Consider the following 25,846-nt stretch of genomic DNA (forward strand, 5'->3'; position numbering starts at 1 on the left):
CACTTCTTTAATAATAACATTTCAATATTATGACGTAATAACAATAAAAACATCCAGGCTATTATAGCGCTTAAATTATTATGGCATTTTATTATTATAACACTTAAATTTAAATAAAGTTTTGTATTATATACCCTATTGTATATTTAATACTCTTTTATTGAAATTTTTCCTATAGAAGTGTTAACTTTAACTTTGGTAGGATAATTATATTCCTCAAAATCATTTTTTTCTACAGCACCTATACTTTCAAATGACACTTTAGAATCTTTAGATGCCTTAATGTCAATATTGCCTGCACCGGTATTAATTATATAATCCCCTCCTTCTTCAAACTGGGATTTTATACTTATTGAACCAATGTTTTTTACTATACTGGAATTTTTTGATATTCTACCTTCTAATATGCTTACATTTCCCATATTCCCTTTTATATTTACCTTTCCAATGAGTTTGTTTATTTCTATATCAGCTATATTAGTATCCGCATTTAATATTCCCTTTAAATCATCATGAAATTTAACCCATCCTTCATCTAAATGCAAATTTAAAACATCTATAAATTCAGGCAGGTAAATTTTTAAATCCACCATTTTATTTACACTGCTATCATTCTTTCCTGTATATTTAATATCAAAATTGAGTTTATCCTTCTCTTCAATTAATTCTATTTTAAAATCATCTAATTTTTCATTTAGCCTGTCATCAGAATCTTCATTTAAGTTTTCATTTTTAAGAACTCCAATTATTTTTTTTTAATTTCCAATTTTATTGTTTTTTTATCCCAGTTAAAAAACTCAATATTTCCAAAATCACAGTATATGCTAATTTCCTTCTTTCCGTCACACTCAAAAAATTTCTCGCTATAACAACTCACTTCTTTTTTAGGACCAACTTCATTAATTGAAGGTGAACAACCACAAAGCATAAAAAACACCATTGTTAAAATTAAAATTTTGCACTTCAAGGCCACCCCTCCCCCTTTAAAAAGTAAACTCATTAATAAATGGTAACATAAATTTGATGGTAATTACAATTATTTCCCAAAACTCATCGGCATTTACGTTAACAATTTTTTGTTTTAAATAAAAAAATATTAGATTTAGTATTACTAAGTCTAATATTTTTTTCATAAATCTAATATTTTTTATAAAATATTTTTTAAATAAAAATTAGTCTAATAAATTCTAATTAGCACCCTCTGTTATAACTTCTTCAGGAAATATCATTCCATGTTCCTTTGCCTTTTCTATTATCTCTTCTTTAGTAATTTTATTATCCATTCCGGCAGAGTATATAATCCCAACAAATGAAGTTAATATTATTCCTATACCAATTCCTAAAAGTATGCTTTTTATGTGAAATTTCCTCAAATCTAAAAATCCCCCTTTTTTATGAAAAGTTTTTAAATATTTACTTATTTATGCCTAAAACAAGCTGTATTTCACCTTTTCCCATATTTAGCTTTTTAGCTATCTGGGTTTCATTAAATCCACTTTGTGAAAGACTTATAACTTCCTTGTATTTGCTATTTAGTGAAACAATTTTTCTTTCCCTTTCAATTTTATCAGAAAGAGCATTGCTGGTATCTTCAGAAAGTACATTTCTAAAAATCTCACTATTATCATCAATTAAAGGTTCTTTTGCTTCTGTAAAATATACCTTGCCTGTTTTTTTGGCAATCTTTTTTTCATTAATGGATTCAATTTCTTCTTCTGCCATTTCTCTTACTATTTCAGCTATAATTTCTTTTATTTCTTTATCTATTATTTCTTGAATTTTTTTAGATGTTAATGTTTTAATTTCTTTGTCCAATATTTCTTTTATTTTTTTGGATGTTGCACTTTTAATTTCCTTATCTATAATTTCTCTGATTTTTTTATCTTTTACTTCTTTAATTTTTTCATTTGCCTCTTTCATTGTATCCATAACTTCTTGTCTTTTTTTATCTATATGGGATACCAAATAATCTGAAATATTATTTAACTCTTCAATCATTAGTTCAGCATCTGATATTACCGATACTAATGTCTCTTTTTTTTCTTCAAGTACTTCTTTATCATCTGATTCTTTCTTTTTGTCAAAGGCTATCCACACCAAAGAAACAGCCATTAGAAGTATTCCCACAAACATTATGCTTATGTGAAAATCCGCCAAAACCCTCACCTCCGGTTACAGTCTGATATCAATTGTACTGGTACTGTCTTTTGATTTTTTTTTGTGTTTATATTTTCTGCCGGTATTTCTTTTGTCTAATTTCTTTTTCTTTTTTTCCCTCTCTTTTTCTCTTATTACAGCTTCCTGAGGTTTTTCCTGTGAATATACTATATTGACAGAATCTTCCGCCTTGTGCTGGGTTTGAATAGTTTGCTGCTGCTGGACCGTGGCATTTTTATGCCGGTCATCATTTTGTATCTTTGATACCTCTGAAGTCTTTGGAATAAGAATTTGAAAATCAACAGGTTTAATGGACATATTCCTCCTCCTTATTTTTAATCGTTATAAGAACCAATTTTAACATCGGAGCCCTCTCTGTATAAAGTACAATATTGTAAATTGTCTTTTACATATAACATACTTGTTCCTATTGAAACTTTAGTTCCAGAATAAATATAACCATAAACTTTTATTTTCCCGCTGGCTTCCTCCTGCAGCTTCATCTCTATATATACAGATTCTTCTTTTAGCCGGCCAATTTTGTTTGTGTAAAAAACTTTTGTCCGTATACTTTTAGCCAGCAATTCTTGTTTTTCAGGAGTGAGTTTTCCTAGCATCTGGAATTTTTTTAATATTGTTATGGCCTGCTCAGTCTTTTTTAAATCTTCTTCAATTTTTTCAATCTCAATCTTTAATTCTTTATACCGCTCCTTCAGAGAAGGGTCTATGCCCACCTCTATATCCGTAGGGGTTGACATATAAGAACCTATAACCTTCGCTGATACCTCTTTTCCAACTTTACATGTTCCTCCTACCAAAAGTCCTTTTTTACCTGTTAATTCCAATTTGTTTCCACATTTTACATTGCTGTGCATTATAGCTTCAGCTTTTATATCCATTTTAGCTTCTATATTGCTGTTTTCTATATATTTTGCAATTATATCCCCACCACTTTTTAACACACCTTTTCCATGACCTTGCATACCTCTTCTCAAAATTATGTCTCCCCCGGCTATAATTGTTGCACCTTCCACTACCCCTCCTACTTCCACATTTCCACCTGCTTGGATTACAAAACCTGACAGTACACTCCCTCTAACTATAACATTACCTATAAAATTTATATTCCCCGTTGAATTGTCAACATTGGCAGGTACTTCATAATTTTGAAAAACATTCACCTTGCCGTCAATATAATTAATTTGCCCATTTATAGCTGCAATAAGATTTTGTCCGTCCTCGCTTATTTCTGTATTTTTTCCTTTTGGCAAAACAGCATCTTTACCGTCTTTAGCAGGTATATCCTCACCTAATACATTTTTTCCCGGAATGCCCTTTGAAGGTGGTTCTAACGAACAGAGGATTTCTCCTTCTTTTATATTTTTTATAAGATCTAAATTTCTAAAATCAACTCTTCCATCATCTGTAATTGTAGGTTTTCTATCTTCCTTCAGGTTAAAATGAAATTTTACCTGGCCGTTTTTACCATTTACAGGCTGAACCCCTTCCGCCACTAATATATTCTCATTGTACACAGGATACTTAGATATATTCTCCAGCGTTTCCATATCAAGCCCATACTTTACCCCATGATCATTTAGGGCTTTTAGTATTTCTTCTAATTTAAGTTCCCTCCCGTCATCCGGAGGTGTTAAAAATATTGAGGCTTTCATTTTATCCGGTGTAATAAAAACTTTTACATAAGCATCTCTCACTTCACATTCCTCCTTTCCCTGCTTTCCCCTCCACTGCCCATGGAAAGCCTTCTAATATACTCATTAATTCTAGCTAGTTAAGACACTTTTGTGGCGTGCAAGCTTACCTCTCAATCTCAAAATTGCTTTGGTGTGCAGCTGGGAAACCCTAGATTCTGACACATTCATTATTGCACTGATTTCCTTCAGAGTTAAATCATTAAAATAATACAAAGAAACAACTTTCTTCTCTTTTTCAGGCAGCTTATCTATTGCATCTGCCAACATTCTTTTAACCTCTGCTGCTTCAATATATCCTTCAGGTCTCTCTTCCTTATTAACATTGGAGTTTATAGTCCCTATTTCATAATTTTGTTCTAAAAATTCTTCTAAAGATACCAAAGAGGATAAATTAACTTCATTTAAAAGCTTGTTTAAATCTTTAACCCCTATACCAAGCTTTTTAGCTACTTCCTCATCTGTTGCCGAACGCCCCAGCATGTTCTCCAATTCCATATACACCCGTTCTAATTCTTTGCTCTTTTGTCTTAAAGATCTTGGCACCCAGTCCAGTTCCCTAATGCTGTCTATTATTGAACCTCTAATCCTTAAAGATGCATAAGTCTCAAATTTAACACCTTTGGTAATGTCAAACTTTTCAATAGCATCAATAAGCCCGAATATTCCGTATCCAATTAAATCGTCATATTCAACATTTGAGCCAAAATATATGCTCAGCCTTCCTGCAACATATTTAACTATGTGGGCATACTCTAAAATCAGCTTGTCTTTTAGGGCCGGATCATTTGTTTCTCTGTATTTTATCCATAATTCGTTTCTTCTGTTATCAACAGTTGACATTTAAATCCCCCATTACTTTTATTTTTTATTGTTAAGTTTAATGGTGTTTACTTCCATAGGTCTGAATTCTTCGTCATACAACTCTTGCTCATCATGCTCCTCTACTTTTATGTCAATTTTTCTTCCCTTTTCCCTTTTGGCACTATCCTCTTCTTCTTTTAAAGCTTTTTCTTCCTTTAAACGCTCTTCTTCTTTTAAGAGTTCTTCTTTTAAAGCTTCCTCTTCTTTTTCCTTTAATTCATCATGAATTTTAATTATAAATTTCTTTAAATACAATCCCACCGCAAAAAATACAATCATACTAATTGACATTCTTATGTAAATATCCCTATATTCCACTCCGGACTTATAACCAGCCAAGCCCACTATAATTGATGCGAAAACGCCCAAAATAAACGGTATTTTGTGAATATTATCCATTTCACTACCTCTCTTTTTAACACTTTAGCTATATTTCCTTAACACCATATCCTATTGTCTTTATACGGAGTATTCCTGTCTCCGAATCAAGTACAATGGTACGGCCATGATTTCCTCCTGTGTCTTCCGAAACAATTGGTATTTTTAATTTATTGAGTATCTCCTTTGCTGCAACAACATTTCTGTGACCAATTCTCATTAAATCCAGACTTTGTCTGAATGCAAACATCTGAGCCCCACCAGCCAGTTTTGCAATGATGTTCTCCTTCGTCCCGCCTAGTTTTTCCATTTCGCTAATAAGAGCGGAAATAGAAGTGTCTACAAATTTTGCAATATTTTCCCTATTCCTTGCCTGGGTACTGTCCGGGAGCATAGCATGTGCAAGCCCCACTACTTTAGTTTTTACATCATAAAGAGCAATTCCTATACATGACCCTAAACCTAATGTAGTTAGTTTAGCAGGATGTGAAGAAGCAGCTAAATCTGCCATTCCAACTCTAATAATATTTTCCATTAGCTTATAACTCCTAATGATTTTAATAGTACTCCATAAGAATCAATATCCGGAACAAGGAAAAAATCACCTACCACTCTGGTGCTTCCCTCAAAAAACCCGGTTTCAATGTACAAAACTGAATCCCCCACTTCCCCGAATTGTATGGCAGGAACACTTAATATTGCCCCGACCATATCAATTGCAAGTTCCGGAACTGACGGCATAATGCTAAGCCCGGTTAAACTTGAAAGAGAGGACAGGTATGAACTTGCTAAAATGTTCCCTATTTCCTGCAGTGCTGAAAGCTCCATTTCTCCAAATTCCCTACATTCTTCAAGTCTTCTTTTCATTAGCATATTTACCAAAATATGAGCCGCATCCATTTTTAATATAAACATAATGCTTCCCGATATATCTCCTTCAACATTTAAAAGTAGTCCCACAACAGGTATTTCTGCCCCACCTAAAATTTCACTTACATCTTTAAACTTCATTACCTTTACCTTAGGTACATCCATATCTACTTTTCTGTTTAACATTTTAGCTAAAGCCGTAATTGCATTGCCTGTACCAATATTCCCTATTTCCCTTAAAACATCTATATGTGTACTGTCTAAATTTTCAAAATTAATTTTCATCCTTTTCACTCCCGGTTTCATCTATATCAATAAGCTTTTTGAAATTCAGAAGGCTTACTATCCTGTCATCAACTTTCCCCACTCCCGATATATAATCTAAAGAAAGATCATTGGTAAAATTTGATACGTTTTCAATAGTCTCTTCCCTTAGCTGCAAAACTTCATCAACTTCATCAACTATTACACCAAAGGGTATATCTTTTAATTGAAGTATTATTATTCTGGTTTCGTCAGTTTCTTCAAAAGTCCCAAGTCCGAGTTTTTCCTTTATGTCTATTACCGGAATTATATCACCTCTTAAGTTTATAACCCCTTTTATATAGTGGGGGGCTTTAGGTACTCTTGTAATTGGAAGCATTTTTTCAATTGTAGTAACATTTTGAATGTCCACACCATACTCCTCAGTTCCCAGCTTAAATACAACAAACTGCCTGTTTTGAATATAAAAACCCTCACTCATTAACTTAAAACCTCCTCACTTGCGGCAACATAAATTTTAAAAAGCTAAACTGCCAATGAATTCACATCCAGTATTAATGCTACATTTCCATCCCCTAATATAGTTGCCCCTGCAATATACTTTATACCTGAAAGCAGTTTTCCAAGGGATTTTATTACCACTTCCCTCTGGCCGATTAAAGAGTCCACTAAAAATCCTGATGTTTTTTCACCTTTTTTCACAATAACAACCGTCATATTCTTTTTCTCATCATGGTCTCCAGGCACTTCCAGTATTTTATTCAACCTTACAATTGGAACCACCATGTTTCTAAGCAGTATAACTTCCTGGTTTTGAATCATTTTAATTTGTTCAGGGGTAATTTTTATAATTTCCTTAGTGCTGTTTAATGGTATAGCATACTTCTCATCCCCGATTACCACCAATAGAGCCTGTATTATTGCAAGGGTAAGGGGAAGCCTTATGATAAATTTACTTCCCACCCCTTTTTCAGTCTCAACTTCAACTGCCCCTCCTAACTGCTCTATTTTAGTCTTCACAACATCAAGACCTACTCCCCTGCCTGAAAGGTCGGTTATTTTGTCTGAAGTGGTAAAGGATGGCTTGAATAATAGGTCAATAGCCTCTTTTTGGGATAAGTTATTTACCATATCTTTTTTCAAAAGACCTCTTTCTACTGCTTTTTGCTTTACCTTTTCTAAATCAATTCCCTGACCGTCATCCTCCACCTCAATTACAACATTATTCCCAACCTGGTATGCTTTTAAATTAATATGTCCGCTAGGAGATTTACCAAGTCTCTCCCTTACCTCTTTTGGTTCTATCCCATGGTCTGCAGAATTTCTTATAAGATGTATCAAAGGTTCACCAATTTCATCTATAACCGTTCTGTCCAACTCCGTCTCTGTTCCTGTCATAGTAAGCACAATATCTTTTCCAAGTTCCCTTGAAATATCCCTTATCATTCTTGGAAACCTGTTGAAAACCAGCTCAACCGGCACCATTCTCACTTTCATAACCGAATCGTGCAGGCTTGTTGTTATTCTTTCTAAATATTCAACAGCCTCTGCATATTTTTTGGAAGCATCAATATCTTCTATCCCTTCAAGACGTGTTTTAATAATAATAAGCTCACTTACAAGGTTCATTAAAACATCCAGCCTGTCAATATCAACCCTTACGGTTTTCCCTGTCTTTGTCTTATGGCTCATTACCTTTGACTTATTTCCTTCCCTTACACCTTCACCGTCTTTTTTATCACTTTGTAAATTACTTACTCCGGATAAATCTTCGTTTTCTTCTAACTGTGATTCATTAAGCTTTTCAGGATCTAAAGGCTTTATAATTACTTCTTTAACTTCTGATATCTGGTTTATTTCCTTGGAAAAAGTTGAAGCTTCTTCTTTTGCTATGCATACCACTGTAAATTCAAAATCAAATTTTTCATCCTCAATATCTTCCACCTTTGGCACTGACTTTATAATTTCTCCATGTCTTTCAAGGGCTTGAAAAATTATAAATGCACGGGCTGATTTTAAAAGACAGCTTTCATTTAAAACAACTGTTATTTCAAAAACATTCATGCCCATAGAATAAGCTTTTTTTACCGCATTTTGTTCAAACTCGCTAAGTTTGAACTTTGCCGTCTTATACACCGGCTTATCAGTTTTTTCTTCTTTCTCAATCTTTAAGGAAGGAGCCTTTTGACTGCCTTGGGCCTTTTTATCTAATACAGCATTTAAACTGTCTATTAAACCGGCATAGTCATTATCCCCTTCGCTTCCTGTATTTACAACGTTTTCTGTATAATTTTCCAAAGCGTCAAGGCATTTAAACAATAAATCCAGCAAATCAGGGTTAATTTTTAATTCACCGTTTCTAATGGCATGTAAAACATTTTCCATGTCATGGGTAAGTTTTGTCATTTTGCTAAACCCCATGGTTCCGGACATACCTTTTAATGTATGGGCAACCCTGAATATTTCATCTAAAACAGCTCTATCCTGAGGGTTTTGCTCTAAACTTAGCAGCGACTGGTTAAGCAACTGTAAATGCTCTTTACTTTCATCAATGAAAATTTCTAAGTATTGACTCATATCCATTATTCATGCACCCCCACAATTTTCATAATCTCGTCTGCTATTTCGTTAAGCGATGCCACAACATCCACCACACCTTTTAAAATTGCCTCTTTAGGCATTCCAAATACTATAGAGCTTTTTTCGTCTTGTGCAATAATATGTGCTTTATTCAGCTCTTTAAGCATTTTTACTCCTTCACTTCCATCCCGCCCCATCCCGGTCATTACAACTCCTACTACATTCTTATGTTTAGTTTCAGATACAGACTTCATTAATACATCCACCGACGGTCTGTGCCCGTTTACAGGCGGATCTTTTGAAAGTTTTAACCTAAGAACATTGTCAGCATTTTTATTAACCATTAAATGAAAATCTCCTGGTGCTATATATACATGGGCATTTTTTATAACTTCATTATCTTCTGCTTCCTTTACCCTAACTTTGCTTATATAATCAAGCCTCTCTGCTAAAGATTTTGTAAAACCCGGAGGCATGTGCTGCACAACTAAAAATGCAGCTTTAACATCCGGTGGTATTGAAGATATAACTTCTTTTAGTGCTTTAGGACCACCTGTTGATGTTCCTATTACGACAATATATTTTAATTCTTCCTCATATTTACTAAAATTTGTTCCCGCCAATACTTCTGTACCGTTATTTAACACTCTTCCCATTTTAAACATTCTTCCCACAACCTTCAAAAAATCAAATCTTTTTAATAAGCTTTCTCTGTTCTTGAAATATATAGCTTATTATTTTTTCCCTGGACTTGTCATCTATTTTTTGAAAAAGCACTCCGGCTTCGTATTTATATTTTCCTTTGCCAGCCTCGCATTCAGTAATCCTTACTATTTTTCCTAAAAACACTACTTTATAAGAATCATTTAAAAATAATTCACATTCAATGATATCCCCAACATTTAGTTTTTCTTCTATTTTTATGCACAATCCCCCGCCGCTTAAGTCCTTTGTTATTGTGTTTTTAAAACTTCTATCTTTATCCTGGACTGCCTTTTTAGAATCCACCACCCTGTAATTAACGGAAATCATGCATTCAAACCTGAAAAATTCCCTTCTTTGAATTTTTTTAATTTCATCCAATGCCTTTATTTTTAAAAGGCTAATGGCAGATTTTCTGCTCCTGTCTAAAACTTTTGCCTTGAATTTGTAAAAATTTTCTTTTTCCACAAAGTATACATCCAAAATGTTGCCCACTGATATAGGATATATTTTTCCTCCATATATAGGCGCTGAAACATAATAAGTCCCGTCACTGCAAGTCCCTTCAAACTGGCTTACAAGTTTTGGGCTTTCTTCCTCATCACTTAATACTATTTCTACTTTCATTCCTAATTTCAGTTGTTCAAAACCCATCTTCTTCACCTCTTTTGCTAAAAAGCAGTAAAAGATCACACTTAGCCACTTAAAATACTGACAAACCTGTTTACAAAACTTTTTATACCTGTCCTGCCTCCGCTATTATTAGCATTGTTATTTATATCTAAAAGCTTTTTGGATATTTCTTTAATTTGCTTTGCTGCCATGCTTTTTGGAAAGCTTATGGTAAAAGGCTGCTGTGCCTTAACAGCTTTTATCACCATGTTGTCTTGAAGTATGAAGCCTAAAGGCTGGAGATCTATTTCTAAAAATTTTTGAGTTACCATTGAAAATTTATTTGTAACATTTTTGGCTTCAGTGACATTTTCAGCCATATTTATAATTAATTTTACAGTTTTGCTGCTGTACCTTTTTGACACCGCCTTTATAATTGCATAAGCATCTGTAATTGAGGCAGGCTCAGGGGTTGTAACAAGAATCACTTCATCTGCCGCCATGACAAAATTCATCACGCTATCAGAAAGCCCTGCACCTGTATCAATAAGTATTATGTCCGAAATTTTATCCAAAAGTGCAATGTTGGCTAGAAATTTTTGAATCTGATAATTATCAAGCTTTGCCAAATCCTCAATACCTGAACCGCCGGCAACAAATTTAATGTTTCCAGGACCTTCTGACAACACTTCAACAATATTTTTATTATTATATATAACGTCCACCAATGTGTATTTAGGCACCACACCAAGGAGTACATCTATATTTCCCAAACCTAAATCCGCATCCATAACTGTAACTCTTTTTCCCATCTCACTTAGGGCAATGGCAAGATTTATTGTTATATTGGTCTTTCCAACCCCGCCCTTACCACTGGTTACAGTAATTACTTTAGCTGACTTAAGGTTAACTTTATCATCAACTTTTTCTGCAGGTTCTTTAATTTTTAAATTACCTATAATTTCCCTTAGTTTATTTGCTTGATCCATCATTGACTAAATGCTCCCTATTAGATTTTTTGTTATTTTGTCGATATCTGCCAACTCTATATCATCTGGTACATTTTGTCCGTTTGTTACGTAGGATAGCTTTTTGCCGGCATACTGTTTCACATTAAGTATAATCCCTAATGAAGGAGTTTCATCCAGCTTAGTAAAAATCAGCTTGTAATTTCCCAAAAAACTGTAGCTGTCAATGATTTCCCTGCAATTATTCATACTTGTAGTTGTACTTAAAACCAAAAATATTTCGTCCGCACCCACTTCTTTTACCAAAGCCTTCAACTCATTAAAATGAGGCTTGTTTCTGCTGCTCCTTCCGGCAGTGTCAATAAATATGATATCTTTGTCCCTGTAGCCTTCAATTATATCCTTTATTTCATTTAAGGAATATACCACACTTAATGGCATTCCCAGTATATCAGCATAGGTTCTGAGCTGTTCTACAGCCGCAATCCTGTAAGTATCTGCCGTAATAAGCCCTACATCTTTCTGGTGGTTTAAAGCATAGTCCGCTGCAATTTTTGCCAACGTAGTGGTTTTTCCCACTCCCGTAGGTCCTACAAACATAACCACCGTAGGTTTGCCGTCTTCCCTGAGTTTTATTGTCTCTGGCTTTCCAAGCATCCCGGATATAAGATTATGAAGTATTAACGCAGTATTGTTAACACTTATATTTGAATTGCACCTTTCCTCCACCATATCCAATAGCTGGCGGATAATTTTTGTGTCAACTTCGTTGTTTTCAAGGTTGTTTTGAAAGAGTTCTATAACTTTTGAAACTTTTTGATTTGTTAACTCCTTGTCCAAATTTTTACCAGGTCTCTGGACTTCTTCATATATTTTTTGAAGTATGTTTTCCATACTATTAACCTTATTCTCCAACAGTATGATTTTTTCCTCTTTTTCTCTTGATTTACTTACCGGCTCATTATTACTATTCCAGTTCTTATCATTGCTGCTGTAAGAGGTTGTATTGGATTTCACACCGGGATATTCATCAATGGCAGCCAAAACCTCAATCATGGGCTTTGACATAAATTTTAAAAAACCCCTCTGCCTTATCTTCCTGGTGTTTAATATTACTGCTTCGCTTCCTAAATCCATTTTTACTTTTAACATTGCTTCCTGGGCATCTTTCCCTATATACCTTCTTATTCTCATTAAATACTCACCGTCCCAACAGCTTGAACCTGTATATCAGGATCAAGTTCGTTATATGATAGCACTACAAGTCCTGGTATAGATTGATCTACAAGCCTTTTAAAGTATAATCTTACAATTGGTGACGCTAGTACTATAGGCTGCTGTCCTAAGTTTATAAGCTTTTGAACCTGCTTTGACAAATTATTTATAATTGTATTAATTATTCCAGGTTCTAAATTTATAAATGAACCTGTTTCAGTTTTTTGAACTGAATCCATAATTACCTGCTCAAGTTCCGGATCCAGTGTTATAACAGATGATTGTTTTTCCTTCATAAACCTTCTGGAAATAGCCCTTCCTAAGGCCTGCCTTACATACTCAGTTAATATGTCGGTGTCATTTGTTGTTGGAGCATAATCTGCTAATGTTTCTAGAATTGTTACCATATCTCTTATTGATATACCCTCTTTTAAGAGGTTTGCAACAACTTTTTGAATTTCCCCGATTGTCATCACCTTAGGAACAAGTTCTTCCACTATAGCAGGGTAATTTTCCTTCACTTTTTCTATAATTGTCTGGACTTCCTGTCTGCCGGTAAGTTCATGGGCATGTCTTTTAATTATTTCAGTAAGGTGGGTAGCAATGACAGATGGTGGATCCACCACAGTATAACCCAGCATTTCTGCCCTGTCCCTCTGGGACTCATCTATCCACACAGCCGGAAGACCAAAAGCCGGTTCGGTGGTGTGAATTCCTGTTACCTCTTCTTCCACCACTCCAGGGCTCATTGCAAGGTAGTGGTCAAGCATTAATTCCCCGCTTGCCAGCTCAACCCCCTTAATTTTTATAACATATTGGTTAGGACTTAAAGCTATATTGTCCCTTAGCCTTATTACAGGAACTATCATTCCCAAATCCAGTGCCAGCTGTCTTCTTATCATAACCACCCTGTCAAGTAAATCCCCACCCTGGTTTACGTCTGCCAAAGGGATTATACCATACCCAAATTCCAGCTCTATAGGGTCAACTTGAAGGAGGTTAACCACATTTTCAGGTTTTCTTATTTCCTCTACTTCACTTTCTTCAATCTGTTCTTCCTCTTGTTTTTCAAACTCTTCCATGTGTTTTGTAAGTATTATTCCTATAATTATAAATATTGTACCTAGTGTAATAAATGGCAGTGTAGCCAGAGGAATAGCCAATAACATACAAAAGCCGCCGGCTATAAAAAACACTTTTGGGTTATATAATATCTGCTTTCTTAAATCTTCGCTTATTCCGTCATCTGATGCAGACCTTGTAACTATAAGCCCCGTTGCAAATGAAATCAAAAGAGCCGGAACCTGGCTTACCAGACCATCTCCAATGGTAAGTATTGTATACGTCTCTAAAGCTGAACTAAAATCTTCCCCTCTTATTACAATTCCTATTATTAACCCACCTATTATATTAAGTATGGTAGTAATAATACTTGCTATGGCATCCCCTTTTACAAACTTTGTTGCCCCGTCCATAGCACCATAAAAGTCTGCTTCCCTCTGGACATTTTTTCTTCTTTCCCTTGCCTCCGCCTCACTTATAATTCCGGCGTTTAAATCCGCGTCAATAGCCATTTGCTTTCCTGGCATTGCATCTAGTGTAAATCTTGCTGCAACCTCTGATACCCTTTCAGTTCCCTTTGTTATAACCAGGAACTGGACAATCATAATAATCAAAAATATTATAAAACCCACCACCAGGTTTCCCTGGGCTACAAAAGTCCCAAACCCTTCAATTACCTTTCCGGCCTCACCTTTGGCTAAAATTAAAGTTGTAGACTTTATATTAAGGGACAACCTGTACATTGTAGTAAAAAGCAAAAGGGATGGAAATATTGAAATTTGCAGTGCCTCTTTTGAATAAATAACATTTAACAATATTATTAAAGCTGCCGATATATTAATTGCAAGCAAAACATCAAGTAGCCCGCTTGGAATGGGAATTATTATAATCAAAACAATTACAACTATTAAAATGGCAACTGACATATCTCCAAATCTCATATATTACCCTCCTTTCTTACCACTTTTTAATCCATATACAAAGGCCAGTACTTCGGCAACAGCCTGATAGAGGTCCGGGGGTATTTTTTCCCCCACTTCAACGGTATTATAAAGGGTTCTTGCCAAAGGTTTATTTTCAACAATTTCTATCCCGTTTTCTTTAGCTTTTTCTTTTATCCTTAAAGCCATGTAATTCTGCCCCTTTGCCAAAACAACAGGGGCATCTGAAATTTTTATGTCGTACTTTATGGCAACCGCATAATGAGTAGGGTTTGTTATAACAACATCTGCCTCAGGTATACTCTGCATCATTCTCCTTAAAGAAATTTGCCTTTGCTTTTGCTTTATCTTTGATTTAATTTCAGGATTACCCTCCGTCTGTTTATACTCCTCTTTTAATTCCTGTTTTGTCATCCTGATGTTTTTTTCATATTCCCACCACTGGTATCCATAATCCAAAACTCCCAGGGCAAGGAGGACTATGCACATTCTTATTGCAACATTTGTAGCGGTAACCCCTATGTAAGCAGCTATACTTACCACATCCATATCCATGGTTTTTAATATGCTGGAAACTTCACCTTTAAGGTAGGAAAAACCTATTGCTCCCACCACTACTATTTTAAAAATTGCCTTTATCAGCTCTGTCAAAGATCTTGTCGAAAAAATCCTTTTAAGCCCGTTTAATGGATTAAGCCTGTTTAGTTTAATCTGCAAAGTTTTGGTTGTAAACAAAAACCCTACCTGTGAATATCCTGCCACAAGTCCTGTAATTAGCGCTACAGCAAGTACCGGGAGTATTATTTTTATAAACATCAAACTAACCTGTGAATATAGCTTAACCATTCCCCTTATGGAATAAATGTCTTCAACACCTTGCCACTGGGAAAAGAAAACTTTAAATATCTCTAAAATTCCTTCATAGATATAACCTCCAAAAACCCTTAGTGTAATAAACATACAAAGCAAAAGTATCGCCGACGTTATTTCCCTGCTTTGAAGTACCTGTCCCTCTTCCCTTACTTTTTTACGCTTTCTGGGTGTGGCTTTTTCAGTTTTTTCACCACTATCTGCAAAAAGCTGGAGATTTACAGGTACTAATATTGGTTTTATTTTTTTTAATTTAATTAACTGTGATATAAAGTAATATCTTTTTTTCATTTTGGAGTCATACTTTCTAAAAAGTTGTACATTTCTCTATCCATCCCTTTTATCAAGTATTCCAAAAGGGATACAAAAATGGGCATGGTAAGCACCATAACTGATAATCCTAAGAAAATCTTTAAAGGCATTCCAACCATAAATACATTAAGCTGGGGTACAGTTTTTGAAACAATACCTAAGGCAACATCTGAAATCAATACTGCAGCAACAACAGGTCCGCTGATTTTAAATGATATAATAAAAATATTTCCAAAAACTCTTATAACGTCATTAATTACTTCTTCACTAAATAAAGCCTTTCCTAAGGGAACAAAATCGTAGCTGTAAAAAAGTGCTCTGATTAAAACATGGTGCCCGTTACATATAAGAAAAATTAACATGCAAAATATGAAATAAAAAGTTGACGTAATGGGTACCTGGATATTGCTTAAAGGATCCACAACATTTACAATCCCAAACCCTACTTTCATGTCAATAAGCTGGCCTGCTAAATGAATTGCAGTAAATATCGCATATGATACATATCCTAAAGTAATTCCTACCAAAAATTCCTTTAGTACCAGAAGAAAATACTCAAAAATATTTGAATAATACAGCTCATCCTCAATTTTTAGGGAAGTAACAAGCATCAGGGCTAACATAAATGAAAAACCTATTTTAAGGTAAACAGGAACGTTTCTCCTGCTAAAAATGGGAGCTATTACAAAAAGCCCGGTCATTCTTACGAAGATTAACAAAAATATTTCTATGCCGTTTAATAAAACTCCTTGTGGTATAAACAATTTTTTGCCCCCCGTTTTTTGTAATTTCCCACCTTAAGTAAGCCTTGTGAATAATTATGCAATATCTTTTTATAACACTTTATTTTATAACACTCTAAATTTAATAAAGGACAATACTTTTACTTTATAAACTGATTTATATTTGCATATATTCCCTGGGTAAATTCAGTCAACACTTTAAGCATCCACGAACCGAATATTGCAATACCGCCTAAAACAGCTAATATCTTAGGAACAAATGTAAGGGTCTGCTCCTGAATCTGGGTTGTTGCCTGAAAAATACTTACAGCCAAACCTACAATCAAACTCATTCCCAGCATAGGTGCTGCCACATATATCACCGTCAAAAGAGCCTTTTGCGCCAAATCTATTACCATACCCTGATCCACTTAAAATTCCTCCTTTGTGTAACAATTTCTAAAAGCCAAAAAGTTTTAAGTAGCAAAACTGTTTATTAAGGACTGGGTTATAAGATTCCAGCCGCCTACCATTATAAAAAGCAGTATTTTAAATGGCAGGGATATCATAACCGGTGGAAGCATCATCATACCCATTGACATTAATGTACTGGAAACCACCATATCAATGACAAGAAAAGGTATGTATATTAAAAAACCAATTTTAAAAGCAATTGCCAATTCACTGATTAGAAATGCCGGAATTATTATAGTAAGCGGCAAATTAGGAATATCTTCTTCATTAATGGGAGTTTCCATTCCTGATAAGGACACAAAAAGTCCTAAATCTTTTTTTGATGTCTGCTTTATCATAAAACCTTTTATTGCCTTAGAAGCTTCTTCTATTGCAGCTTCCTGTGTAATTTCTTCATTTGCATAGGGCTTTAACGCATTATCATTTATGTCTTTAAGTACCGGCTGCATTACAAATAAACTTAAAAACAAAGCTAACCCAATCAAAACCTGATTTGGAGGCATTTGTTGGGTTCCCATTGCATTCCTCAAAAAGGACAATACAATTATAATCCTTGTAAAGCTTGTCATCATTATTAATATAGAAGGTGCCAGTGCCAATATGGTAAGAAGCACTAAAATTTGTACCGCATTGGTCACATCTTCAGGATCATCTGAAGTATCTAAAGTCAGTCCTATCCTGGGAAACTGTATTGTTTCCGGTTCAGCATGGACATTTGATATAAATATTGCAAAAACTAATACTGCCAATATTATTACCTTAAGATAATTCAGCTTTATTTTCATTTGTATATCCATCCCCATCTTCTGTCTTTTTTTCTGACTGTAAATCTAAATTAAATTCCTTTAATTTTTTTAAATTTCTTTTAATTTTTTCTCCATTAAAATTCTCAAAATTCCCCTTGGATATATTTTTATGTGAATTTTTATTGTATTCATTTCCATCTTTTACTTTAAAATTACCCAGACACTTTTGAAAAAAATCTTTAAAGTTTACAATATTAGAATTATCCTTTTTTATGTCTTCTTTTTCCTCATTTATGTCAATGGTTTTTAGCATTTGAACATTTTTACCTGAACAGGATATTAATATAAACTCATCAGCTACTTTCACTAAATGCAGTTTATTGTCAAAACCCAAACTAACCGTTTCTATTACAGTAATGTGTTTCCCTTTCATAATACGACTTGTCTTTTTTCCTATGTATTTTGTAACTATATATGCCAAAAAAAGTACTGAACCAAAGACAAGTACAAATGCAATTCCGCTAACAAGGCTTTCCATTTGTAACTTCCTCTCTATTAGATGAAATTTTTAATGCTTATTTTATCCTAAAACCTTCTTTACCGCTTCAACTACCCTTTCTGCCTGGAATGGTTTAACAATAAAGTCCCTTGCCCCTGCCTGGATAGACTCTATAACCATTGCCTGCTGCCCCATGGCAGAACACATGATAATTTTTGAGTCACCATCAATTTTCTTTATTTCCTTCACCGCTGCAATGCCGTCTAATTCCGGCATTGTAATATCCATAATCACCAGATCAGGTGAAAGTTCTTTAAATTTTTCAATTGCTTTTGCACCATTTTCTGCCTCTCCTACAACTTCATACCCGTTTTTTGTCAGGATGTCTTTAATCATCATCCGCATAAAAGCTGCATCATCAACTATAAGTATTTTTTTACTCATTGATTATCCTCTCCTTAATCATGGTCTGTTTCTATATTCTCTTTGAAGGATTAATTATGTCAGTTATCCTTACTCCAAAATTCTCATCTATTACTACAACTTCACCCTTTGCTATTACCTTTCCGTTTACTAAAATATCCACCGGGTCACCTGCCAGCTTATCCAATTCAATTATAGAACCCGGTCCAAGCTCTAGTATTTCCCTTATATATTTTTTTGTCCTGCCCAGCTCCACTGTCACTTCTAAAGGCACGTCCATAATAAGGCTTATATTCTTTCTTTCAAAAGATATAAAATCTTCATTAAAGTTTTCAAAACTAGCCGGCTGCACATTCACAGATTCATGCACCTTACCACCACCTGAAAAGCTGCCACTTCCACTTTGATGCATATATGCCTGATGCTGCGGTTGCTGGTATTGCTGTCCTTGGGGCTGCTGTGGCATTTGGTATTGTGCCCCTTTATACTCTTCCTCCTCTGACAACGCTTGCTGTGGCTCCTTATGCTGTTCTTGTGATAACTGTTTCCGTAGGGCTTCTTCTTCCTCAGCATTTGTCTTTAAAAGGTTTGCAACCATTTCCTTGGCAAAATCAATGGGTATAAGCTGCATTATTTCACTATCTATAATTTCTCCTACTACCATTTTAAAAGATACTTTAACTACATTACCTGAATCTTCAAATACCGAATCCCGACTTTCTGAGTCAAGTCTTAATGAATATGCTTTAGGCGGTGAAATATCTATCCTTTTATTAAAAACAGATGACATGGAGGTAGCTGCCGAGCCTATCATTTGGTTCATGGCTTCTGAAATAGCACTTATGTGTAAATCTGATATTTCCTGCTCATCTACACCGCTGCCATCCCCGCCCATCATTAAATCGGCAATTATTTTTGTGTCCCTTTCCTTTAGAAGCATTAAATTACTTCCATGTAAACCTTTAACGTATTCTACTTTTGTGGCAACATATAAATTCTCGTATTGTTTAGCCATGTCTTCCCATGACACAACTTCAACAGTAGGTGTAGTTATAGAAACTTTTTGACCAAGTAGTGAATGCAGTGTTGTTGCAGATGTTCCCATACTGATGTTACCTATTTCACCTAATGCATCTATCTCCTCAGGGGTCAGCACATCTTTCCCTGCATCCTGGTCATTTTGCAAATCACCTGATTCTGTATCTCCGCTAAGCAGAGCATCAATTTCGGCTTGTGATAACATATCATTCAATTTATACTTCCTCCTTTCCATCTGTTTCTACAACTTCAGTTACTTTAACAGCTATCTTGTTTTTCATAACTCCAGGGGTTGCATAGAATTTCAGCAATTCACCAACCAATACTTCCAAATTGTTGTTTAGATTAGTATCCAAAGGAATTACATCTCCTGACTGCAGCTCAAGAAAATCATTCACTGAAATTGTAGTCCTGCCTAAAACTGCTTTAACCGGTACTTTTGTATTACTTATTTTCTTTTCAATATTTTCTTTAATATCTTTTGGAACTTCCTTTTCCTCATCAGAAAACCAAAACCTTGTACTTAATTTAGAAACCACAGGTTCTACAACCATATGAGGTATACATAAATTTATCATTCCTTCTACTTCACCAATTTTTGCCCCTAAAGTTATTAAAGCTATGATTTCATTGGCAGATACAATCTGGGCAAACTGTGCGTTAGTTTCTATTTTTTCAAGTCTTGGCTTTATTTCTATAACATTTTCCCAAGGCTCTCTCATTAAATTTACAGTTTGTATAATTATCCTTTCTATAATGGCAATTTCCACTTCTGTAAAATCCCTCAGTTTCTCTAAGGTATTCCCCTTACCTCCTAAAATCCTGTCTATAAGCGCATATGCAATTGAAGGAGAAATTTCCAATATTATCGAGCCTGGCAATGGCGAAAAATCAATAACTGCAAGCAATGCAGGGTTTGATATTGAGTTATTAAACTCATTGTATGTAACCGCCTCAACTGAAATAACTTCAACCTGCACAAGAGTTCTTAAATATCCGGAAAGAAAGTTTGTTATAAGCCTTGCATAGTTATCATGTATTATATTTAAAGTCTTGATATGATCCTTTGCAAATTTGTTTGGTCTTCTAAAATCATATAACTTAACTTTCTTTTCCTCTTTTTTATTATTTATCTCATATACATCTATCTCACCGGTGTTTAAGGCTTTTAGCAATTCATCTATTTCGCTTTGCGAGAGTATGTCTCCCAAAAAAAGCACCTCCTACTGATAAAACCATTGTTCAAAAACAATAGTATATATTATATTTTCTTTGCTGTTTTCATTGGATAATAAAAACTCATTCATTAATGCTGTTAATTCTTCCCGTGCTTTTTCTTTAAACTCCACATCTGCCACATCATCAACGGTGAGCTTTTGAAAATATGTACCTACAATTTCCTGAAGTTTTCCTTTATTTGCTTCAATTTTAGCAGTTGTATTTTTTATCCCTTTGACTTTCTTAAAGTAAGAAAGTTCCACACTCACTACAATAACAGATGCCTTCCCTGAATCTTCACTTTTTAAATTGAAGGCAGTTTTTTCATCAAAAAGCTTCTCCTTTATGAGTTCTTTTTCCGAAGGTATCCTGACATTTTGATTATGAGGATCTTTGGCGCTTACAGGGTTTGAATTCTGCCCAAGCCACACATACCCTGCCAATAGTGCAAGAGTTAGCGACAGAACTGCAACTATACTAATAAGAATAATGAAACTTCCTCTACTTTCCAATTTTATGCCCCCTTTAATGTTTTAAATTGACTTTATATTGGGCAGCAAGGCAATAAGACAGACTTTACATAATGACAATGTAATAGGATAACTATTGATGTTGTTTTATAAGGGAAATAATCCTGCTCTTATACTGTATTACCTTTTCCACAATTTCTTCAACACTTTCGGCAACAACTATTTTCTTGCCATTTGTTGTAGTAATGACAGTATCCGGAGTTTTTTCAAGAGTTTCGATATATTCACAATTTAGAACAAACTTAGAACCATCTAACCTCGTTATATTAATCATAATACCTCTACCTCAAAAACTCAATAGTAATTTTATAACTTTATGAGAAAAATATTCTTTAATGTAAATTTATATGTAAAATATGCTGGTCTTTGTAGTTTTTTAGGCTTTAAATATGTTTTTTGAAATATTTTGAGTGGTAAAAAATTATGATTTTCATGTCTTTAATTCTATTCTACCTAAGGTGGGAAAAATCCTCCCACCTTAAGCAGAAACTTTTAACTTTTTTTATTTACTATCGTTTTAAGTTAACCAATTCCTGAAGCATTTCATCTGATGTGGTTATAATTCTGCTGTTTGCCTGGAATCCTCTTTGAGTTATAATCATATCACTAAACTCTCTAGAGAGGTCAACATTTGACATTTCTAAAGTTCCCGGATTCAAAGTTCCTACACTTCCCATACCTGCCCTTACAGCTTTGGTAAAATCACCTGAGTTGGTGGTTGGAAGATACATGTTGTTTCCAACTTTTTGTAACCCTGCCGGGTTTTCAAAGGATGCCAGTGCAATTAAACCTAAAGGCTGCTGCTGGCCATTGCTGTAAATTCCAGTTATTATTCCATCAGCGCCTATATTGAAAGTAACCAATGATCCTGTTGAGTATCCGTCAACACTTATAGGCTTTACAGAGCTGTCTCCTGAATACATTGTAAGCCCTGAAAAATCAAGTTTAATTTCTATAGGTTCGCTTCCTACACTTTCATCCGGCTCAATTGTTATTAATGGAAAAACTTCATCTTCATTATCTTTGATAATTTGACCTTTGCTGTCAAACCTTATACTTCCGCTAGCCGCAGTATCTAAGTCTCCACTAGAAGGTATTTCCCAGTACCAAGTTGTTTCTCCTCCTGCAACACTTTCTTTCCAGAAATTTATATTTATTTTATAGTCATTACCCAGAGAGTCGTATACAGTAACTGGAACCATAAACTGTATATTAGTATCATCCCTGTCTCCAGGATCTATAGCCGGATAAGATGAGTCAAGGTTTCCTACAAATACCGCACTGGTGGTAGCCCTTGCAGCAATCATTCTCTTATTGCCGTTATGGGAATCAGAAAAAAGATTTATTGGTTCTATAGGGTTTTCTGTATCAAATGTATATGTACCATCTGCTTCCCTTTCATAGGCTTGCCATCCATATACATTCATCCCGTTTCCGGTTACAAGGTTTCCATGCTTGTCAATTCCGAAATTCCCTGCCCTGGTAAAGCGGAATGTATCACTGCTTCCGCCTCTTACTATAAAGAATCCGTCTCCTTCTATGGAAAGGTCTGTAGGGTTGTCCGTCCTTTCAATACTTCCTCTTGTGGTTATGGTATCTATAGTACCTATGCCTATACCCAGTCCTACCTGCATAGGATTTGTACCCCCACGTCCGGTGGTTGCATCAGGAGCACTGGCGCCGCTTAGGGTTTGATTAAACACTTCCTGGAAAGTAACCCTTCCTGACTTAAAAGCTACTGTGTTTACGTTTGCAATATTGTTACCTATAACGTCCATTCTTGTTTGGTGGGTACGGAGCCCTGACACTCCTGAAAACATGGATCTCATCATAATTTTACGACCTCCTTTAAGTCAGTCTATTCCTTCTGTCAATCGGGAATAGGCAGCTTCCCTAAAAGGGTCCGGCTGCATGACTTAATTAATAATTTTATACTATTACTGCACCGTCAATATTGGTAAATACATTTTCCTTAAGCTCTTCATTGTTTACGGCGGTTATAACTACATTGTTTTTTACACTTACCACAAATGCCATATTATCCATCAATACAAGTGAATCCCTTACTCCTTTGTTTCTGGCTTTTTCGATGGCCTTTGATATTTTTTCCTTTTGTGCGTCGGTAAGTTTAATTTCCCTGCTTTCAAGCCTTTCTTTTGCATGTTTTGAAAATGTCACATTAAGCTTTTCTTCTGTCTTGCTTTTAAGTATCTCTTCAAAACTTCCAATCTGCCGGCTCTCAGGTCTTTTTGGAAGGTCAGCTTTATTTTGACGGGATATTCTTCCCACATTGGCATAATAATTATTGTTTATAATCATTATCCCGCTTCCCCTCCCTCACCGGCTGTATCTTCATTTATGCTGTCCGGTCTTTCTTTTATTTTGTAAATGCTGTCAACTGATATTTGCACTCCGTCTAAAACTGCTGTTATCCTACCGCTGTCTTCCACGTTAAAGCAGTTTAAAATTCCTGTGACAGGAACTTCAGTACCTTTGCCGTCAGAAATAATTAAATTTACTTTTTGTCCTATATTGCTGTTTAAATAATTTGTCCTAAAATCCGGGTCAGTTGACGGATGCTCAGTGTTTATAGCTGCAACATTTACAGATACTCCGTCTAAAACTCCGTAGTTTTCATATATTCCTCTTTGAATTTCTTTTAGAACACCGGCCACCCCAATCATGTCAGATGTGGAACTGTCGTATAAAATACCCTCAACTTTGTGACCTATAAGACCTGCATATTTTGATATGTCTTCATAATTGTATGTTATACTTTCATCTTCAACGGAAATAATACTGTCAACCGGTACATCTTTTCCGTTAACACTTAAAACCGACTTGCCGTTTTCTATAGTTACGCTTTCAACTATACCATGTACCAGCTCTTTCGCATTTGTCCCTTTATTGATTACAGAAGCAGTCACAGTTTTTCCAATCATGCTGAAAGCTTTTATTTGAGAAAAATCACTGCTCATATTCTGCATTTGCTCTAATGCACTAAACTGAGCCATTTGGGCGATAAATTCCTTGTCGTCCACAGGATTCATAGGGTCCTGATGGGTAAGCTGGGTAATTAACAGCCTTAAAAAATCATCTTTTCCAAGGCCGTTTCCGGTATTTCTTTCTTTAGCCTTATTCTCTGTTGCATTTATAATATCCTGTATGGTTTTTTGATGTGATACACCATTTACAGCCATATCTGACCTCCTTTCCTCAGGCAATTAAATTTATACTGCTTCCATTTAATTGGTATGGATTGGTTTTAAGAATTTCCATCTCCACATCCCTGCCGGTCACATTGCCTGTTATTGCTCCTCTGTCTTCCCTTTCCTGTTTTGTCAATACCTTTTGATTTTCACGGTATCCGTCCTGGTTTCTGCTTTTATTGTGATTTACAGATACACTGAATTCCTGTATGGAAAATCCTTGCTTTTCCAGTGATTCTTTTAATGTGTCCATATTTGCTTCTATTGCTGCACGTACTTCTTCGTTTTCTGCAACAAATTTAGCAACTACAATTCCTCTTTCTGTTACAAGTTTTAATGACAATTTACCAAGATGGTCAGGCTTTAGATCCATAATCATTTCACTTTTGTCCCCGGTTAGAAGGACTTTTGCTTTTTCTACAATTTGAAATGCTATTTCCCTTCTGGGAACGGCTTCTGTTTTCTGACTTACAGCTGTCTCTTTCAGCCGGTCAACACCACTTATGTTTTCAGAAAACAAGTTTCTAAATTCCATCTGGCTTAAGTCTTCATCCTTTTTCTCCGGTGCTATGTCATCCCGGTGAAATAAATGCCCCTCCATCTTGCTTTCTTCATCGGTATCTAAATTGTTTTTTTGTGAAATTACCTTTTTTGTCTCTGCATACTTGTTGTAACCTTTAGCATCTAATACTTCATCTTTCTTTACTTCTGCTTCAGCCTTTTCAATTGAAGGTTTGGTGCTTTCCATGATTTTTTCTTCATTTTCATATAATTTTTCTGAAAGATCCTCATTGTCTTTACCGGACAACTCCTTTAAGCTTTCTTTAATTTTAAAGCTTAATTTTTCCATGTCAGTATTTGCTGTATCTTCTTTTACTTCCACTTGAAAGCCCTGGATTTCTATCCAGTTTTCCCTGCTTTCATTTGCTTCTAAATTCTCTGTTATAAAAACCCCTTGTTCTCCAGCTTCTTCTTTTGCCATCCCTATAAGTTTTAGCAATGCCTTTTCTTCACTTAAGTCAAGACCTAAGAACTCTTTTAAACTGTTAAATGATTCTAGATTTTCATCAAAATTTAAAATGTCAATTTGAAATTCCCTAAGTAAGAGTTCTAAATCCTGGATGCTTATTCCTAAGTTTTCTGCCAGATACTTCTTTATAGCCTCTTTCTTTTCATTGTCTTTTAAAGTTTCTGATTCTTTAGAGCTGTTTGTCCTTTTGGTTGTTACTGCTTCTTTTTTTGATTCAGTTTGAGAACTTGAATCTGCCTTTAGACTAATGTTTTCCTTTTTAGTACTGCCGGATAAAGCAGTCTTTTTGCCTTTACCGGCATTTAAGTTTCTGTCAACGGCATCATTTAAGACATTGCTGAACATGGAAAAGGAATTGTCATTAGCTTTTTTATAAAAGCCTTCTGCCCTGCCAGAGGATATTGAAAAAAGACTTGAAGCTAAGCTCCTTTCTACCATCATCTCACCTCC

Annotated in this window: 31 protein-coding genes; all 31 read right to left on the reverse strand. The window is 35.0% G+C overall.

The genetic code is table 11. The annotated features are described in order from the left end of the window. Positions 1-146 precede the first annotated feature (146 nt). The 31 genes from HVS_RS10080 to HVS_RS10230 all read right to left on the reverse strand — a co-directional run bounded on the left by HVS_RS10080 (position 147) and on the right by HVS_RS10230 (position 25,834). Positions 147-593: a hypothetical protein gene (locus HVS_RS10080; protein WP_101301896.1), complete on the reverse strand. Its 447-nt coding sequence runs from the start codon at positions 591-593 to the stop codon at positions 147-149. 152 nt (positions 594-745) lie between these two features. Next, complete coding sequence (locus HVS_RS10085) at positions 746-967, reverse strand: hypothetical protein (RefSeq protein WP_101301898.1); 222 nt, start codon at positions 965-967, stop codon at positions 746-748. Between the two features lie 220 nt (positions 968-1,187). Further along, positions 1,188-1,373 (reverse strand): hypothetical protein, encoded by a 186-nt coding sequence (locus tag HVS_RS10090; RefSeq protein ID WP_101301900.1) that lies wholly within the window; start codon positions 1,371-1,373, stop codon positions 1,188-1,190. 40 nt (positions 1,374-1,413) lie between these two features. Further along, positions 1,414-2,157, reverse strand: coding sequence for a DUF6115 domain-containing protein (locus tag HVS_RS10095; protein ID WP_101301904.1), 744 nt, complete (start codon positions 2,155-2,157; stop codon positions 1,414-1,416). Positions 2,158-2,172: 15 nt separating this feature from the next. Then, complete coding sequence (locus HVS_RS10100) at positions 2,173-2,475, reverse strand: hypothetical protein (protein WP_101301907.1); 303 nt, start codon at positions 2,473-2,475, stop codon at positions 2,173-2,175. Between the two features lie 17 nt (positions 2,476-2,492). Beyond that, positions 2,493-3,830: a DUF342 domain-containing protein gene (locus tag HVS_RS10105; RefSeq protein ID WP_101304227.1), complete on the reverse strand. Its 1,338-nt coding sequence runs from the start codon at positions 3,828-3,830 to the stop codon at positions 2,493-2,495. Positions 3,831-3,941: 111 nt separating this feature from the next. Continuing rightward, complete coding sequence (locus HVS_RS10110) at positions 3,942-4,712, reverse strand: FliA/WhiG family RNA polymerase sigma factor (RefSeq protein ID WP_101301912.1); 771 nt, start codon at positions 4,710-4,712, stop codon at positions 3,942-3,944. Positions 4,713-4,730: 18 nt separating this feature from the next. Beyond that, positions 4,731-5,132, reverse strand: coding sequence for a hypothetical protein (locus tag HVS_RS10115; RefSeq protein WP_101301914.1), 402 nt, complete (start codon positions 5,130-5,132; stop codon positions 4,731-4,733). 28 nt (positions 5,133-5,160) lie between these two features. Next, the gene (locus tag HVS_RS10120) at positions 5,161-5,646 is read right to left on the reverse strand and encodes a chemotaxis protein CheD (protein WP_101301916.1); all 486 of its coding nucleotides are present in this window, start codon (positions 5,644-5,646) and stop codon (positions 5,161-5,163) included. Then, complete coding sequence (locus HVS_RS10125; protein ID WP_101301918.1) at positions 5,646-6,266, reverse strand: chemotaxis protein CheC; 621 nt, start codon at positions 6,264-6,266, stop codon at positions 5,646-5,648. The genes HVS_RS10120 and HVS_RS10125 overlap by 1 nt, the downstream gene beginning before the upstream one ends. Further along, a complete protein-coding gene (locus HVS_RS10130; protein WP_101301920.1) occupies positions 6,256-6,726 on the reverse strand; it encodes a chemotaxis protein CheW in 471 nt (156 codons plus the stop codon). The genes HVS_RS10125 and HVS_RS10130 overlap by 11 nt, the downstream gene beginning before the upstream one ends. A gap of 44 nt (positions 6,727-6,770) precedes the next feature. After that, on the reverse strand, positions 6,771-8,828 hold the full coding sequence (locus HVS_RS10135; RefSeq protein WP_101301923.1) for a chemotaxis protein CheA: 2,058 nt from the start codon (positions 8,826-8,828) through the stop codon (positions 6,771-6,773). Further along, positions 8,828-9,490, reverse strand: coding sequence for a CheB methylesterase domain-containing protein (locus HVS_RS10140; RefSeq protein ID WP_101301924.1), 663 nt, complete (start codon positions 9,488-9,490; stop codon positions 8,828-8,830). The genes HVS_RS10135 and HVS_RS10140 overlap by 1 nt, the downstream gene beginning before the upstream one ends. 22 nt (positions 9,491-9,512) lie before the next feature. Beyond that, complete coding sequence (locus HVS_RS10145) at positions 9,513-10,181, reverse strand: flagellar brake protein (RefSeq protein WP_101301927.1); 669 nt, start codon at positions 10,179-10,181, stop codon at positions 9,513-9,515. Positions 10,182-10,222: 41 nt separating this feature from the next. Further along, positions 10,223-11,131 (reverse strand): MinD/ParA family protein, encoded by a 909-nt coding sequence (locus tag HVS_RS10150; protein ID WP_101301929.1) that lies wholly within the window; start codon positions 11,129-11,131, stop codon positions 10,223-10,225. Positions 11,132-11,134: 3 nt separating this feature from the next. After that, the gene (gene flhF / locus HVS_RS10155; protein ID WP_101301931.1) at positions 11,135-12,301 is read right to left on the reverse strand and encodes a flagellar biosynthesis GTPase FlhF; all 1,167 of its coding nucleotides are present in this window, start codon (positions 12,299-12,301) and stop codon (positions 11,135-11,137) included. After that, on the reverse strand, positions 12,301-14,325 hold the full coding sequence (flhA, locus tag HVS_RS10160) for a flagellar biosynthesis protein FlhA (RefSeq protein ID WP_101301934.1): 2,025 nt from the start codon (positions 14,323-14,325) through the stop codon (positions 12,301-12,303). The genes flhF and flhA overlap by 1 nt, the downstream gene beginning before the upstream one ends. A 3-nt stretch (positions 14,326-14,328) precedes the next feature. Next, positions 14,329-15,486: a flagellar biosynthesis protein FlhB gene (gene flhB / locus HVS_RS10165; RefSeq protein ID WP_101301937.1), complete on the reverse strand. Its 1,158-nt coding sequence runs from the start codon at positions 15,484-15,486 to the stop codon at positions 14,329-14,331. After that, on the reverse strand, positions 15,483-16,271 hold the full coding sequence (fliR, locus tag HVS_RS10170; RefSeq protein ID WP_101301939.1) for a flagellar biosynthetic protein FliR: 789 nt from the start codon (positions 16,269-16,271) through the stop codon (positions 15,483-15,485). Before fliR ends, flhB begins: the two co-directional genes overlap by 4 nt. A 119-nt stretch (positions 16,272-16,390) precedes the next feature. Continuing rightward, complete coding sequence (fliQ, locus tag HVS_RS10175) at positions 16,391-16,660, reverse strand: flagellar biosynthesis protein FliQ (RefSeq protein ID WP_101301941.1); 270 nt, start codon at positions 16,658-16,660, stop codon at positions 16,391-16,393. Between the two features lie 45 nt (positions 16,661-16,705). Next, positions 16,706-17,488 carry a flagellar type III secretion system pore protein FliP gene (fliP, locus tag HVS_RS10180; RefSeq protein WP_101301943.1) on the reverse strand — a complete coding sequence of 261 codons (783 nt, stop codon included), beginning with the start codon at positions 17,486-17,488 and terminating at the stop codon, positions 16,706-16,708. Continuing rightward, entirely contained in the window at positions 17,463-17,987 is a 525-nt protein-coding gene (gene fliO / locus HVS_RS10185; protein WP_101301945.1) for a flagellar biosynthetic protein FliO, read from the reverse strand. The genes fliP and fliO overlap by 26 nt, the downstream gene beginning before the upstream one ends. 42 nt (positions 17,988-18,029) lie before the next feature. Continuing rightward, on the reverse strand, positions 18,030-18,392 hold the full coding sequence (locus HVS_RS10190; protein ID WP_101301947.1) for a response regulator: 363 nt from the start codon (positions 18,390-18,392) through the stop codon (positions 18,030-18,032). A 31-nt stretch (positions 18,393-18,423) separates the two neighbouring features. Then, positions 18,424-19,623 (reverse strand): flagellar motor switch phosphatase FliY, encoded by a 1,200-nt coding sequence (gene fliY, locus HVS_RS10195; RefSeq protein WP_101301950.1) that lies wholly within the window; start codon positions 19,621-19,623, stop codon positions 18,424-18,426. A gap of 1 nt (position 19,624) precedes the next feature. Next, complete coding sequence (gene fliM / locus HVS_RS10200; protein ID WP_101301953.1) at positions 19,625-20,620, reverse strand: flagellar motor switch protein FliM; 996 nt, start codon at positions 20,618-20,620, stop codon at positions 19,625-19,627. 12 nt (positions 20,621-20,632) lie between these two features. Then, positions 20,633-21,139, reverse strand: a complete 507-nt coding sequence (locus tag HVS_RS10205; protein ID WP_101301955.1) for a flagellar basal body-associated FliL family protein — start codon at positions 21,137-21,139, stop codon at positions 20,633-20,635. Between the two features lie 91 nt (positions 21,140-21,230). Then, positions 21,231-21,431, reverse strand: a complete 201-nt coding sequence (locus HVS_RS10210) for a flagellar FlbD family protein (protein ID WP_101301957.1) — start codon at positions 21,429-21,431, stop codon at positions 21,231-21,233. Between the two features lie 235 nt (positions 21,432-21,666). Continuing rightward, entirely contained in the window at positions 21,667-22,989 is a 1,323-nt protein-coding gene (locus HVS_RS10215; RefSeq protein ID WP_101301960.1) for a flagellar hook protein FlgE, read from the reverse strand. Positions 22,990-23,086: 97 nt separating this feature from the next. Further along, the gene (locus HVS_RS10220; protein WP_101301963.1) at positions 23,087-23,476 is read right to left on the reverse strand and encodes a TIGR02530 family flagellar biosynthesis protein; all 390 of its coding nucleotides are present in this window, start codon (positions 23,474-23,476) and stop codon (positions 23,087-23,089) included. Continuing rightward, the gene (locus tag HVS_RS10225) at positions 23,476-24,357 is read right to left on the reverse strand and encodes a flagellar hook capping FlgD N-terminal domain-containing protein (protein ID WP_101301966.1); all 882 of its coding nucleotides are present in this window, start codon (positions 24,355-24,357) and stop codon (positions 23,476-23,478) included. Before HVS_RS10225 ends, HVS_RS10220 begins: the two co-directional genes overlap by 1 nt. Positions 24,358-24,373: 16 nt before the next feature. Next, positions 24,374-25,834 (reverse strand): flagellar hook-length control protein FliK, encoded by a 1,461-nt coding sequence (locus HVS_RS10230; RefSeq protein WP_159063444.1) that lies wholly within the window; start codon positions 25,832-25,834, stop codon positions 24,374-24,376. Positions 25,835-25,846: the final 12 nt, after the last annotated feature.

Source organism: Acetivibrio saccincola, assembly GCF_002844395.1.
Classification (GTDB): Bacteria; Bacillota; Clostridia; order Acetivibrionales; family Acetivibrionaceae; genus Herbivorax; species Herbivorax saccincola.